This is a genomic window from Candidatus Nitrospira neomarina (genome assembly GCF_032051675.1).
In the GTDB taxonomy this organism is placed as follows: Bacteria; Nitrospirota; Nitrospiria; order Nitrospirales; family UBA8639; genus Nitrospira_E; species Nitrospira_E neomarina.
On record NZ_CP116968.1, the window covers coordinates 4407861 to 4421713 of the forward strand.

The window sequence follows — 13853 nt, forward strand, 5'->3', positions numbered from 1 at the left end:
AGAAATTTTCAATTGTGAGGGAGAATTTCGGATGGAGGCGAGAAAGATCATGCCAATATCGGAAAACGGGAATTGTTATCCTAATCTAAGAAGAAGAGACTCGCTCTTTCTTGTGTAAAAAGAAAGAGGGTAATTGTTCAGGAGGACGTGCAGCGAACTCTTGGCCGCCCTAAATTTCCGGGAGTCCTAGAATTCAGCCTGTTATCGCCTTCTTATGTGCGGATGCCGCTGACGATCTGCAGAAACATGGCCGTGAGGAACATGAGACTGATACCGGTGAAGACCCCATAGGCCGACTGGACCCGGCGGGTGGCGGTATAGAAGATCGTAGTAAGAGAAAAGATTACGTATAACAGCGAGCCCGCGGCTAACGCAAAAAACATGATGGTAAAATAGTGAGACACCGCGAATCCGCTGATTAAAGTTCCCAGACAAGTTGGCAGACCTGCCAGCAATCCCATCAAAATGATATCTTTGAAGCTCGGCCTTGATTTTCCAGCCGAGCCGATGATGGCAAATCCTTCTGTCCCATTGTGAAGAGCGAAGCCCATAATGAGGACCCCGCTTAAAACCCATTCGCCCTGCATGTAGGCAGCGCCGATCGCCAGGCCTTCACCCAAATTATGTAGGCCCATTCCGAGTGCAATCATGTAGGGGAGGAATAGCTTGGATGGCTCTGTCCGGTTCCGACCCTGCTGGCGCTGCTCAATGAGGACCAATCCCACAAACCCGATCAACAGGCTTCCGAGAAAGGCGACCCACGAAAGGACGTCAGTCGCGCCCGTGAATTCCACGGCCTCGTGCATGAGGTCAAAAAAGAGATACACCAGTACGCCGGTGGCGATTCCTGTTAAATAGCCTTCCCAAGTCCTGCTCAAGGCCTTTGCAACTATTAAGGCCAATGCGATGCCAAGATAAATCGGGAAAACCCCTGCAATGGCACCTAGACCGATTAATGATCCGATTGTTTCCATAAGATAAACCTATCAAATATTATAGTTTGTTGGCAATAATGAAACTTGGTTTCATTTTCAAATTATAAATAATTAATATGGCATGACGTATCAGGGAACCTCGGATGTATGGATAGTTTCAAATAGTGTTCGGGGTTGAGAGAGCACTTCCCATTTCAGAATGGATAGTGAGTCATCCACATAAACAGGATGTCGCATGCCGTTGAGCACACAGGTTACACCTGGGATACTGGCAACCGCCCAGAGGGCTATACGGGCAAAGGGTTCTTCCCTTTTGGATTCTGGTATGAGGGGGTCAATGAGCTTTCGAATTTCAGAGAGTTTCTTGGCACTTTTTTGTGCGGCCTCCATGCGCATGACCTTAAGGAGGGAGACGAGTTCAGGGACATAGCGATCGCGCCACGATTCCCATATTTGTTCCTCTTCCTGTTTGCCGGCGAAATGTCGGGTAAGCAGTTGGAAGACCTGATTGGCATGTGGGGCAATCGTTTGAGATTCAATTTGGTCCCAGTGCTCAAGATTTTGGATAGAGAGACGAATTCGTTTCAGTTCTTCGGCCCAGTTGAAATAGTCCAGCGGAGCAGCTCCTTTTTCGGGTTTAGGGACCTGGGGTGCTAACACCTGCTTGTAGTCGTGTTCCAGCGCGGCGACTTTTGGTTGTTGGGCATCAAAGTTTGTATTGGAAATTTCGATCTGAGGGTCTGCGAGTCGGATCATCCCTCCGCCTTTTCCAGGAATGGCATTCAAAGGCCGGTTCACCAGGACAGCAATGTTGGCTTCCTGGGCAAATGCCAAGACCGTTTGCGTCTGTTCGGGGCCGGTATTGGGCGTGAGCAGAGCTCCCGATTCAAACACATTCATCGGGAGTTGCAGTATTCGAAAATGATGGTGCGGAATGCCGGCGTGCTTCGCGGCAGCCTCAGCGGCCTTGAGCATGCGAGAGAGTGAGGTGGCTTCGGGATTATCGGGTTTGGCCGTGCAGGTGTTGGAGGAGACTCCATAGTATTGCAACCTGCCTGCAGCGATTTGTGTCTCCAGATAAGAAAATGCCTGTTGCAGGCGGCGATAAAACTCCTGCCGGAGATCTTCAAGTCTGATGGGATCAATCGACAAATTCCTGTTCTTGGCATCGGATAGAAAATATTCTGGATTGTGCAGGAGGCAGATATCCAGGGTTTCCAGTCCCAAGCGATCAAGGGACAGAATGAGTTGTTCTTCTAGAAACGAAGGATGGAGGCAATGCCAGATGCCTTCGCCATATTTGACCATCTCGGGAAATGGTTTGCCGGCTTGTTCTCTGGTCTCAGCGCGCGTAAGATTATTTCCCTGCACATAGCCGATTTTCGAAACCACGATGACTTCATCACGGGAGACAACCTCTTTCGCGATGAGATCCTTGAGTACAACACCCACCAAGCGTTCGCTTCCACCGTCGGCATAATTGGTGGACGTATCGATCAGGTTGCACCCGCCCTGTAAAGACTTTTCAAGAGCCTTTCGGTGGTCTTCCACTCCAAGGTTGATCCGGTAACCACCAAAGCCTATGCGAGAGGTGGTCAATCCGGTTGAACCCAAAGACGTATATCCATGAGAGGAAGGGCCAGAATCCTGGGGGCTGGCCAGGATTCTGGCCACGTACTGCCCCGTCCCTTGAGGAGTGGCATGTCCGGAAAGCCCCTGGCTGGTCAGTGCTTGCAAGGGTGGGTCTGGTGAGGTGATGGTTCCCTGAGGATAGGTCAATACGTCAATTGCCTCTTGAGGATCGGTAATCGGAGCCTGGCAGGCAAAGTTTTTACAGACGTAGAGCGCGGCTTGCCCATTGACCAGGGTTTTCCCAGTTAACAGAGGATGAGGGGTTTCAGCCTCCAGCTCTTGCCGATAGGCCAAAATGCGATACGGTACGAAACACGCATTGACCGCCGTGCGGAGTTGGCCATATCCCTTGTCTGCGGGAGATCCCACGAGAGCCAATTCCACCGGGCCTCGTAATAAAAGATCGACAACCATAAGACTTTTGGGAAATCCCCGTGGCACCTGACCGATTTGCTGTCCATAGGCACGAATAGCATTGGTCGCGGCTTTCCGAAAGTCTTCGCGATCACCGTGAAAGGATAAGCGGGCTAACGCCGATGCGGCTACCGCATTTCCACTGGGAGTTGCGCCATCCGCGCCTTCCCGCCCCCGGATAATTAAGGCCTCATGATCGGCGGCTGTGGTAAAGAATCCTCCATGGTCTCGATCTTCAAAGTCTTCAATGAGGCGTTCCGCTAATGAGACTCCTTCATGGAGATACCGTTCAAGCCCCGTCGCTTCATAGACATCGATCATCGCCTCGGCCGCATAGGCATAATCCTCCAAGCAGGCATTGAGGTGAGCGTGCCCCGCCCGATAGGTACGCCAGAGCCGGCTTTCAGGCCGTGAAAGCGTGGTCAGCAGGAAATCGGCGGCCCGGATGGCACCATCCAGATACGGTTCATGGTTGAAAACTCGACCGGCTTCCGCCATCGTCCCGATCATCATGCCATTCCAGGCGGTAATGATTTTGTCATCGAGTCCCGGTGGTACACGTTTCAGACGAGCCTGGTATACGATTGGTTTTGCACGCATGATGGTCTCGCGTAAGTCTTCAGGGGAACAGCCCAATTCCTCCGCTACCGATTTTAGTGATTTTTTTGTGCGTGGGATGTTGGTGTGTTCCCAATTGCCTTCATCCGTGATGTCGTAATATGCGCAGAAGCGGGTGGCGTCTTGTTCGTTTGTCAGAATTTCACGTATCTGGTCCGGCGTCCACACGAAAAACTTGCCTTCTACTCCTTCGCTGTCCGCATCGGTGGCTGAATAAAAACCACCTTCCGGTGCGGTCATTTCACGCAAAATGTAATCTAAGGTCTCTGTGGCGACCTGGCGGTATCGATTCTCCCCTGTGACTTGAAACGCTTCAACGTATGTCCGTGCAAGGAGGGCGTTGTCATACAGCATTTTTTCAAAATGCGGGGCTAACCATTCGTCATCGGTGGAGTAGCGAGCAAATCCTCCACCGATATGATCATACAGTCCGCCTTCGGCCATCCCATCCAGGGTTTTGGTGACCATGGAGAGTATTTTCTTCTCTCGACTCCAGTGATATTGGCGCAGGAGAAAGGAGAGGCCGGTGGCAGGTGGAAATTTGGGTGCACGTCCAAATCCCCCGTAACGTGCGTCAAAATCACGGGCATATTGCTTGACGGCATCTTCAATTTCGGCTGCACCAACGGCAAGGGGAGATGCGGGTTCCAGGGCGTTTCGCAGGCGTGAGGTGAATCGACTGGCTTGTTGGGTGATGTTGGCTTGATCTTTCTTCCACCCCTCTCCAATGTTTGTCAGAATTGATCCGAATCCCGGACGACCATAGCGGTCGGTGGGAGGAAAATAGGTTCCCGCAAAAATGGGTTCCTGATCAGGGGTGAGAAATACGGTCATGGGCCATCCGCCGTGCCCCTGGTTCATGGCAGTCGTGGCCTGCATATAGATTTCATCCAAATCCGGACGTTCTTCCCTGTCCACTTTAATATTCACAAAGTAGCGGTTCATCAGATCCGCGATGGCCTGATTTTCAAAGGATTCCCGCTCCATTACGTGGCACCAATGGCAGGCTGAATAGCCTATGGAGAGCAAGATAGGCTTATTTTCTTTTTTTGCTAGATTCAGCGCCTCTTCTCCCCAGGGGAACCAATCTACCGGGTTGTAGGCATGTTGAAGAAGATAAGGGCTGGTTTCGTGACTCAGACGATTGGGTTGGCGTTCTGCTGTGGATTCAGACATAAAGGCTTTTCACTCACCATGATGTAGGATAATAAATAATAATAGAGGCGTTGTATTTTGAAATAATTCTGACGTTTGGGGAAAAAGCATTATGGTTGTTGTTCTCCCAGACTTCGTTCATACAGCAACACCTTCCATCCATCTTCCTCCGAAATGAAACCCTTGGGCTGGACAACCGGAAGCATTCCCGTTCCAGGGACCCGGCCTGTCTGTCCCATGCTTCCGTTTTTGAGGACCCACATCATTTCACCCGGTGTTCGATAGGTGTTAAACTTCGGGTTGGTAAAATTTCTCGGTTGAATGGGAAGGTTTTTTGCGGCGGGCCCATTTCCTTTTCCTTCGGCCCCATGACAACTAATACAGCCTCCACGTCCCAGAAAGATTTCCTTTCCTTCGGCAAGGATTTCCGAAGTGGGCTCAATGGGAGGTTTTGCCGATTTGGCTTTGGCTATCTCATTCGAAGGGACCCTGGAGATTTTGATGTTGAATTCACCACCTGCGCTGCCATAGCCGGCAGGGTTGACTGACCAGGCTGTTGGCGTAAGGATGATGGAGAGAAGAAAGCTACTTCCCAAAATAAGCAGGTAGTGATTCATGAAACCCTCCTTCCATAAGACTTGGGAAACTGAAAAAAGTTAAATACTTGGGAGATAACTCGTGTTCCTTATATCTTAAGCTTTTCAAGGGTTCACAAAGGTCATCAGGATACCAATCATCAAGCTGGGGGGCAAACTCAGCTATTTATTAACTATTTTCAATTGGGGGCCTCCCTTTTAAGTCATATCAAACATCCTTCCATGGTGGCCAGTTGTGGTACAATTAGCCCCAAATTTTTCTTGAGCATTGGCTTTATGGCGTTAAATGAACACAATCGTCGGAAATTTGTGGCTGGCATGAGTCGGCGGATTGCTAAGCTTCGTGATCAATCTGAGCAAAGCTTGGACTTCGCTATTGAAACGATGTTTCAAGAACGGACAGAGGCCTATTTGCATGTTGAGCAGGGGTTGATCGAGGTTGATCGGATGTTGGGGCTGGTTGAGGGGGAGTTGGAGGAGATTACCGAATTGACTACGGCCCAGCGCTTGGAATCGCGCTTGGAATTTATTGAGGACCGGTTTGAAGAGTTTGAAAGTGAGATCAGACAGCGTCCTCGCCGTCGAAGGCACAAAATCAATCTTTTTAATTTTTTCAAGGCTGCTGGCGGCGGCGGCGGAGAGGGAGAGCCCACTTCGGTTCGTGGAGAAATTCGTTCGTCTGTCCAAGCCTATGAAGTGCTTGGTGTTGAATTTGGAAGTCCTTTGCCAGTGGTGACTCGAGCCTTTCGAGAGCGGGCGAAGAAGATCCATCCTGATATTCGGCAAGGCGACCGCAGTTCCGAGCCGGAACTGCGGCGTATTATCGAAGCCTATCAGTTTCTCAAAACCGACTATTTTGGCAGTACGGCCTCAGATTCTATCCAGCGGCCATTTTGACCAATGGCCCGCCTCTTACAGAAAGAGCTTAATTAAGAATTTTGGAGACGGTTTCCGGAGGGCGGGCGAGGATTACTTGGTCCCCTTTTTGGACCAGAGGACGCTGGATGAGATCCGGATGTTTGATGAGGATATCTAATAATTCATCATCGGTGAATTCTGAGTCTTGTAAGTTCAGCTTTTTGTAGATCTCTTCCTTTTTACGGATGATTTCCGACGATTTAATCCCTGCTTTTTTGAGTAGCCCTTTGAGCGTGGATTTAGAAAAAGTTTTTTCGTAATAGTTAATGGTCGTAAAGGGTTGCCCGCTTTCCTCCACTAATTTGATGACCTGTCGGCAGGTGGAACAGGTTGGTTTGTGATAAATGAGGATGTCAGCCATACATACGCCTCCTTTGTGATTGGTCTGTCAATTCCATCTGCCTTGACCTCCTTTTTGGGGCCATGCTACAAGCTGGTCCAGCTATTAGCGGAAGGATCAGTCTGATGTATACATATGACAGAGGGATTTTGCCAGAATGAGCGAGCCAAACCCAGCTCAAGACTTTTTTTGTGCATCTGAGACCGAGCGAACCTTAAAGGATCTTCGGATTAAACGTAAAGGTCAGCCTGTGTATGTGATGGGTCATGAAGATCGGTATAAGGGCAAGGAAGGAGTATTTGAATTTTTTAATGTTCGCCTTGCAGTGGTCAAGTTTCCCGATGAAAAATCCCTAGGATTCGATCCCATTGATTTATTGTTGCCGTGCGAGATCAACGAGGAAGGCGTGCCTTTTTTTGAAATTCGCTATTGCGAAACGTGCGATCAAGTTTTTCCTCTCACCGCATCTGAATTTTATGCCCCTGTGGAGCGGAAAGAATGTCCCGAGTGTGCACCATAAGTTTCTATTGAAATTAGAGGCTTCCCTGCAGATTGGTTGACTAACCGTTTTCCGTTTTTTTTCCTTTGTTTTATCCAATCGTCTATTTTTGTTTGATTAAGTACGGGCAGACTGTCCTGATGAATACATGAAATGAAATTTCAGATTAGCCAGGCTAAAAAGCTAATGGGATAGTCAATAAAATTAGTCGTGTTGGTTGTAGAGAATGTTGAAGGCCGGATTCACCCATCCCCCCACTTTAATTTTGTACGTAATACCTCAAAGTAGCTTCGCTCTGGAAAACGAATAAGATGCGTGCGGTGGTCTGAGGCTCGCACTTGCACAAGATCACCAGTTAACATTTCCACTCCCACTTGACCATCTATGGTCGCCATGGCTGGTTCCTGACTTCTCAGTTCAATGGTAATCGGCACATCACCAGGGGCGAGGAAGGGACGGTGGGAAAAGGTGTGCGGGCAAATTGGATTGATCAGCAATACTTCCAGCCGTGGATCTAAAATTGGACCTTTTGCCGAAAGGGAATAAGCGGTCGATCCCGTCGGGGTAGCGATGATCAGTCCATCACCACGCAAGTTTGTCATAAATGCGTGGTTTACCCATATTTTAGTGGCGATCATTCTCGCTAAATGGCCTTTACTTATTACCACGTCGTTTAAGGCTGAGTAGGTGCAGAGAATTTGGTCACCGCGTTGTAGCTGGACTTTTAGCATCAAGCGTTTATCCAGTTGCCATTCCCCTGCGAATACTTTTTCTAAGGCGGTGGGGAGATCGTCGAAATTAATTTCAGTGAGGAAACCCAGACCTCCCATATTGACTCCCAGGATGGGAATCCCTCGTTGTTCAACAAGCCGTGCTCCGCTTAACATCGTGCCATCGCCACCCAATACAATAAGGAGGTCGGCTTTCCGGGCAATCTGAATACGTGTGGGACTATCCGAAGTAGGAAATCCTTGAGTAGAATCAATAATGACGGTTTTGTGATGTGCCACCAACCAATCACGGAGATAGGAAATCTCCTTCAGAATGTTAGGGGCGTTAGGTTTGGTAATGATCCCAATGGTCTGAAAGGTAGACATGAGCTTAGATAGGGCGTGGTGTTGCCAGGCGTCAGGATGGTAGTGTCTTCGTGGATCTGATAGCAAGAGAGGAGTTTTTTGATAATTGGGTCGGCCATTTCATCCATGTGTGACAGGAGGCTTTTCTTAGCATGTTTTGATTGGTAGACTAATTCATTATTCCTATGGCTGGGGTCTCTCATCTCTAGCTTCTGACTTGACAGTTTTGAGGGATCACGGATAGACTGAAATTGTGAATTTTTATCGAATTTCTTTGTGGATAATAGACGATAATAGACGAATGTGTGAGCGAAAAGTTTCGCGAATAATCGGCTAGAGGAGGTCCAATGTTCGAACGATTCACGGATCGTGGTAGAAAAATCATCATCCTTGCCAGAGAAGAAGCGGAACGGCACCAAAACGATTATCTGGGTACCGAGCATTTGGTTCTCGCAATTCTTCGAGAGTCAGACGGCATAGCCTTGATGATCATCAAAAAAATGGGCCTCTCGCCCGAACAAATCCGCCTCGAAATAGAACGGAATTTGCCTGGAGGTGGGACAACGGTCACCTTCGGTGAAATCCCATTCAGTCCCAGAGTCAAAAAAGTTATTGAGTATGGTGTTGAAGAGGCCAGACTGCTGGGTCATAACCATATTGGAAGTGAACATCTACTCCTTGGCCTCCTCCGTGAGGAAGAAGGCATAGGCGGGAAAGTCCTTCGTAGTTTAGGGGCCAATCTTTTAACGGCCCGTCAATTGACCGTTACATTTCTTCGAAAATCAGGAACAAGAGAGCGAGATAAAAAAAGTAGCACACCTGCGTTGGATGAATTTGGTAGGGATTTGACGCAATTGGCTCAGGAGGGAACGCTGGACCCTGTTATTGGACGATCAGATGAGATTCAAAGGGTTCTTCAAATTCTCAGCCGACGAACGAAAAATAACCCGGCGTTAATCGGTGAGTCCGGAGTGGGGAAAACAGCAATTGTGGAAGGTCTGGCTCAGCGGATCATTGGCCTGGATGTTCCAGACAATTTATTGAATCGTAGGGTCATTGCCTTGGATCTTGGCTCCTTGGTGGCAGGTACCAAATATCGGGGCCAATTTGAGGAACGTCTCAAAGTGGTGATGAAAGAAATTTCCCAAGCCGGGAATATCATTCTCTTTATTGATGAACTTCACACGCTAGTCGGTGCAGGTGCTGCTGAAGGGTCCATTGATGCTGCGAATATGTTAAAGCCGGCTTTGTCTCGTGGGGAAATTCAATGCATTGGTGCAACGACCCTGGATGAATATCGAAAACATATTGAAAAAGATGGGGCACTTAAGCGGCGGTTTCAGCCCATTTATGTTCAGCCTCCTTCAGTAGAAGAGACTGTACAAATCATTCAGGGGCTTCGTGATCGATACGAAGAACATCATGGAGTTGAAATTACGGATGAGGCGGTTGAAGAGGCGGTGAAGCTGAGTGAACGGTATATCACCGACAGATTTTTGCCTGATAAGGCTATTGATCTAATTGATGAAACCGGTTCGCGAGCAAAGTTACTAACGTATGCCCTCCCTCCTGAGTTGAAGTCCCTGGAACAGGAACTCAAACGAGTCGCTCGGGAAAAAGAAGTGGCAATCGGGCTCCAGAATTTTGAAGAAGCCGTGAAATTTCGAGAAGAGGAAGAACGATTCCGAAAATTATTAGATGATTCCAAGCGTGATTGGAAGAAAAAGCAAGAAAAAAACAAACCGGTTATCTCCGGTGAGGATGTCGCCTACGTCATTTCAAAAATGACAGGTATTCCCCTGTTTAAACTTGAAGAAGAAGAATCTGAAAAACTGCTGCATATGGAGGATTATCTTCACAAGCGTATTATCGGACAGGAAGAAGCTATTTCTGCGGTCTGTCGGTCCATTCGTCGGTCGCGTGCTGGTTTGAAAGATGCTAAAAAACCCATTGGGTCATTTATTTTCCTTGGACCGACTGGGGTTGGTAAGACGGAGTTGGCTCGTGCATTAGCAGAATTCTTGTTCAATACTGACGATGCGTTAATCCGAGTAGACATGTCAGAGTACCAGGAGAAATTTACCAGTTCACGGCTGTTTGGAGCCCCTCCTGGCTATGTGGGGTATGAGGAAGGTGGGCAATTGACGGAGAAAGTTAGGCGTCGTCCTTATTCAGTAGTATTATTTGATGAAATTGAAAAGGCCCATCCGGATATTTTTAATGTGTTGTTGCAGGTACTTGATGATGGAGTATTGACGGATAGTTTGGGTCGGAAGGTGGACTTTAAAAATACCATTTTGGTGATGACCTCAAATTTGGGGACTCGATTCATTCAGAAGGGTGTATCCCTTGGGTTCCAGCGTGATGTAGAGGCTGAGCATTCTTCACGTATGCGAGGTGAAGTCCTTGCCGAGTTAAAGCGTCATTTCAGTCCTGAATTCTTAAATCGTATCGATGAATTAGTTGTCTTCCACCAACTCACGAAAGAACACTTGGTGAGTATCGTTGATATTCTTATTGGAGAACTTAATGGTCGTCTTGTGGAAAGAGGAGTATATTTAGATGTAACGGACGAGGTGAAGCAGTGGTTGATTGACGAAGGGTTTGAACAACAATACGGTGCCCGTCCCCTTCGCCGAACTATTCAACGACGACTGGGAGATCCTCTTTCTGAAGAACTGATTAAGGGGCGGTTCAAGGATGCCAAAAAGATTAAGGTTGTCCTGACCGATCAGACTCCTAATTTCATTGAAGAAGAGGTGTTAGCGAGTGTTTGATTGGATATAGGGATGGTCAAATCCTAGATGAAACCCTCAGGACCGCCCGTCCTGGGGGTTTTGTTGTTTTTTGCCAAATGAATTTTGGTGCTGAAAAGGACTCTTAAGTGATTTTAGGAATTGAAACTTCATGTGATGAAACGGCCGTGGCTGTGTTGGATGGCGAAGGTCACATCCTTTCAAATATTTTGGATTCTCAGGTTGAGGTGCATGCCCGTTACGGCGGAGTTGTCCCGGAATTGGCTTCGCGTCGTCATATGGAGTGTCTGGAACTTCTGACACGGGAAGCCTTGGGTCTGGCTAATGTTTCTCTTTCCCAATTAACGGGAATAGCGGTCACCAATCGTCCAGGATTGGTAGGGGCCTTACTCGTTGGAGTAAATTTTGCCAAAGCTCTGGCGTTTGCCACCAAAATTCCCTTGGTGACAGTGAATCATTTGGAGGGGCATTTGGCGTCCGCATGGTTATCGAATCCAAATTTCCCAACTCCGGCCATGGTCTTGATTGCATCCGGTGGGCACACGCATTTGGCATTGGTTCCTCATCGTGGAGAATATCAATTCATTGGATGGACGATGGATGATGCAGCGGGAGAAGCGTTCGATAAAGGCGCCAAAATGCTAGGGCTTCCTTATCCGGGTGGTCCGGCAATAGACCGGCTTGCCCAACAGGGGAATGCACAATATGTATCATTCCCCAGACCAACTCTTCAAAGCCACAACTTCAATTTCAGTTTCAGTGGGCTGAAAACTGCACTTCGATATTTTGTTCGGGATGAACAACAAAAGGGGAACTCTCCATTGCCCGTTGCTGATATCGCGGCCAGTTACCAGGAAGCGATTGTGGATGTGTTGGTGGAGAAACTTTGTCGCGCTGCCCGTCAATATGATGTGAAAGCGATCTCTGTTGTGGGAGGAGTGGCTGCAAACTCCCGTCTTCGCCTGAGGCTCGAGGAGCGAGCTCGCACCTTGGGGCTGCATGTGACTCTACCTCCACGCGCGCTCTGCACAGACAATGGTGCCATGATTGCAGCTGCGGGGTTGGAAAAACTCAAGCGCAAGGAGAGGGCCACATGGGATGTGGATGCGATTTCTACGTTGCAATGTAAATACGATGAGTCTGCCATGGCTGGACTTCCTTCTCAATGACTCAGATGATATCGCTAAAGGAGAAGAATCATTCCTGTTGTTCTCGGTAATCTTCATGGGTTAAAGGCTAATCACATTAGCCGAATGGAGCGTCTCTATCGTCGACGGATCCCTCCAGAAAAAGTCGTAACCTCGGAGGTGGCTCGGGAATGTGCCGAACTCACCTATGAGACGAGACGGCAAATCGGGCTTTTGGTCAATCGACAAGGCCAAATTGAATCGGTTTTAATCGGTGACCATCACGAATTGGTTATTCCCCATCTTTCGCGGACCCGGTCAGGCCTTCGGTTATTGCGAGGGGTTCGTTTGGTCCATACCCACCTCAATAATCAACCTCTGACCCAGGATGATCTGACCGATCTGGCTCTTCTTCGATTGGATTTAATTATGGCGCTGGGTGTGGGAAAAGATGGGACCCTTCGGGATGTTTATGTGGCGCACATTCTTTCGAACCCCATCAAGGGACGAACCACGGTGGAGTTACCGCCTTGTGCCTTTCACGCGTTTCAGTTGGATTGTCAGCAATTTATTCAATCATTGGAGCAAGAAATTGTTCGCTCGAATCCAGGGTTACGAGAAGGTGTTCGGGAGGGCAGGGCGCTCCTGGTTAGTGTCAGCACAGGGAATGCCGCTTCGGAAGAAGGTCGTCTCCAGGAATTACAAGAATTGGTACGTGCCCAGAACGTGGAAGTTTTAGGGTGTATCACTCAACGGTTGGGAGCGATCCATCCAAAGTTTGTCGTGGGTTCGGGAAAGATGAAAGAGTTGGCGATTCGAGCGCTCCAATCCGGTGCCGATACCTTGATTTTTGACCAAGATTTAACCCCGGCTCAGGTACGGGGAATTTCGGAAATCACGGATCTGCGGGTCTTGGACCGATCACAAGTGATTCTCGATATTTTTGCACAGCGGGCCCATTCCTCCATTGGAAAAATTCAAGTTGAACTCGCTCAGCTGCGGTATCTGCTACCACGACTTGCCCAATCCAGTACGGCTCTTTCCCGGTTAGCGGGGGGAATTGGCACGCGAGGGCCTGGAGAAACCAAGTTGGAAACGGATCGACGTCGAGCCCGCGAGCGCATTCAACGATTGGAGCGCGACTTGGAGTCAATGGCACATGGTCGTCAGGAACAACGAAAAATGCGCATGAAGCGAGGACTTCCGATCATTTCCATTATTGGCTATACCAATGTGGGGAAATCGACTTTGTTAAATGCGTTGACAAAGAGCCAAGTCTCTGTAAAGGATCGTGTATTTGAGACACTTGATACGGTCAATCGCCGCTGGTATTTACCTGGACTAGGCGACGTCATTCTGACTGATACCGTAGGATTCATCCGGGATCTGCCAAAAGACCTCATGGCGGCATTTCAGACCACCTTGCTGGAATTACAAGAGGCCGATGTGTTGCTCCACGTGATAGATGCCCATGTTCTCGATCCTGGGCAGCACATTATTGCGGTAGACAATATATTGAAGGAATTGGGGCTTGAAAACATTCCATGCCTGCGTTTTTTTAATAAAGCCGATCTGATGGCGGAAGAGGATGTGCAACTCCTCTGTCAGCGATATGGAGGAATGGGGGGATCGGCGTTACAAGAGGCGTCCCTTCTTATGATTCAGGAGGAACTCACTTCCCTGCTTCGTGGCCTTCAGGCAGAAGATGGCAGGACGGGGAAGTGTCAGGAGATGCCCCTCTATACCCTTCCGGCTCCAGCCGAGACCTTTCCCTGAGGGGTCTTGCG

At 48.7% G+C, this 13853-nt stretch carries 10 protein-coding genes; 5 read left to right on the top strand and 5 right to left on the bottom strand.

Annotation, left to right across the window (positions count from 1 at the left end; genetic code table 11):
* Positions 1-212: 212 nt before the first annotated feature.
* The 3 genes from PQG83_RS19140 to PQG83_RS19150 all read right to left on the bottom strand — a co-directional run bounded on the left by PQG83_RS19140 (position 213) and on the right by PQG83_RS19150 (position 5371).
* Complete coding sequence (locus PQG83_RS19140; protein WP_312744448.1) at positions 213-974, bottom strand: ZIP family metal transporter; 762 nt, start codon at positions 972-974, stop codon at positions 213-215.
* 90 nt (positions 975-1064) lie between these two features.
* On the bottom strand, positions 1065-4775 hold the full coding sequence (locus PQG83_RS19145; protein ID WP_312744449.1) for an aldo/keto reductase: 3711 nt from the start codon (positions 4773-4775) through the stop codon (positions 1065-1067).
* Positions 4776-4864: 89 nt separating this feature from the next.
* Complete coding sequence (locus tag PQG83_RS19150) at positions 4865-5371, bottom strand: c-type cytochrome (protein ID WP_312744450.1); 507 nt, start codon at positions 5369-5371, stop codon at positions 4865-4867.
* Positions 5372-5626: 255 nt separating this feature from the next.
* Between PQG83_RS19150 and PQG83_RS19155 the strand changes: the two genes are divergently transcribed.
* Positions 5627-6247: a DnaJ domain-containing protein gene (locus PQG83_RS19155; RefSeq protein ID WP_312744452.1), complete on the top strand. Its 621-nt coding sequence runs from the start codon at positions 5627-5629 to the stop codon at positions 6245-6247.
* A 28-nt stretch (positions 6248-6275) separates the two neighbouring features.
* Here the strand turns inward: PQG83_RS19155 and arsC are convergent, their stop codons facing one another.
* Positions 6276-6629: an arsenate reductase (glutaredoxin) gene (arsC, locus tag PQG83_RS19160; RefSeq protein ID WP_312744454.1), complete on the bottom strand. Its 354-nt coding sequence runs from the start codon at positions 6627-6629 to the stop codon at positions 6276-6278.
* Positions 6630-6765: 136 nt separating this feature from the next.
* On the opposite strand from arsC, the gene PQG83_RS19165 reads away from it, so the two are divergent.
* The gene (locus tag PQG83_RS19165) at positions 6766-7128 is read left to right on the top strand and encodes a hypothetical protein (protein WP_312646489.1); all 363 of its coding nucleotides are present in this window, start codon (positions 6766-6768) and stop codon (positions 7126-7128) included.
* 221 nt (positions 7129-7349) lie between these two features.
* Here PQG83_RS19165 and PQG83_RS19170 read toward each other — a convergent pair whose 3' ends face one another.
* Positions 7350-8204, bottom strand: coding sequence for an NAD(+)/NADH kinase (locus PQG83_RS19170; protein ID WP_312744456.1), 855 nt, complete (start codon positions 8202-8204; stop codon positions 7350-7352).
* A gap of 326 nt (positions 8205-8530) precedes the next feature.
* On the opposite strand from PQG83_RS19170, the gene PQG83_RS19175 reads away from it, so the two are divergent.
* From PQG83_RS19175 to hflX, 3 genes are all read left to right on the top strand, one after another.
* Entirely contained in the window at positions 8531-10960 is a 2430-nt protein-coding gene (locus tag PQG83_RS19175) for an ATP-dependent Clp protease ATP-binding subunit (protein WP_312744458.1), read from the top strand.
* 107 nt (positions 10961-11067) lie between these two features.
* Positions 11068-12108: a tRNA (adenosine(37)-N6)-threonylcarbamoyltransferase complex transferase subunit TsaD gene (gene tsaD / locus PQG83_RS19180; RefSeq protein WP_312744460.1), complete on the top strand. Its 1041-nt coding sequence runs from the start codon at positions 11068-11070 to the stop codon at positions 12106-12108.
* Between the two features lie 84 nt (positions 12109-12192).
* Positions 12193-13842, top strand: a complete 1650-nt coding sequence (gene hflX, locus PQG83_RS19185; protein ID WP_312744462.1) for a GTPase HflX — start codon at positions 12193-12195, stop codon at positions 13840-13842.
* Positions 13843-13853 lie beyond the last annotated feature (11 nt).

Coding starts and splice junctions, on each gene's coding strand:
- PQG83_RS19140 (WP_312744448.1), bottom strand. CDS start 974: ATGGAAACAATCGGATCATTAATCGGTCTAGGTGCCATTGCAGGGGTT.
- PQG83_RS19145 (WP_312744449.1), bottom strand. CDS start 4,775: ATGTCTGAATCCACAGCAGAACGCCAACCCAATCGTCTGAGTCACGAA.
- PQG83_RS19150 (WP_312744450.1), bottom strand. CDS start 5,371: ATGAATCACTACCTGCTTATTTTGGGAAGTAGCTTTCTTCTCTCCATC.
- PQG83_RS19155 (WP_312744452.1), top strand. CDS start 5,627: ATGGCGTTAAATGAACACAATCGTCGGAAATTTGTGGCTGGCATGAGT.
- arsC (WP_312744454.1), bottom strand. CDS start 6,629: ATGGCTGACATCCTCATTTATCACAAACCAACCTGTTCCACCTGCCGA.
- PQG83_RS19165 (WP_312646489.1), top strand. CDS start 6,766: ATGAGCGAGCCAAACCCAGCTCAAGACTTTTTTTGTGCATCTGAGACC.
- PQG83_RS19170 (WP_312744456.1), bottom strand. CDS start 8,204: ATGTCTACCTTTCAGACCATTGGGATCATTACCAAACCTAACGCCCCT.
- PQG83_RS19175 (WP_312744458.1), top strand. CDS start 8,531: ATGTTCGAACGATTCACGGATCGTGGTAGAAAAATCATCATCCTTGCC.
- hflX (WP_312744462.1), top strand. CDS start 12,193: ATGGAGCGTCTCTATCGTCGACGGATCCCTCCAGAAAAAGTCGTAACC.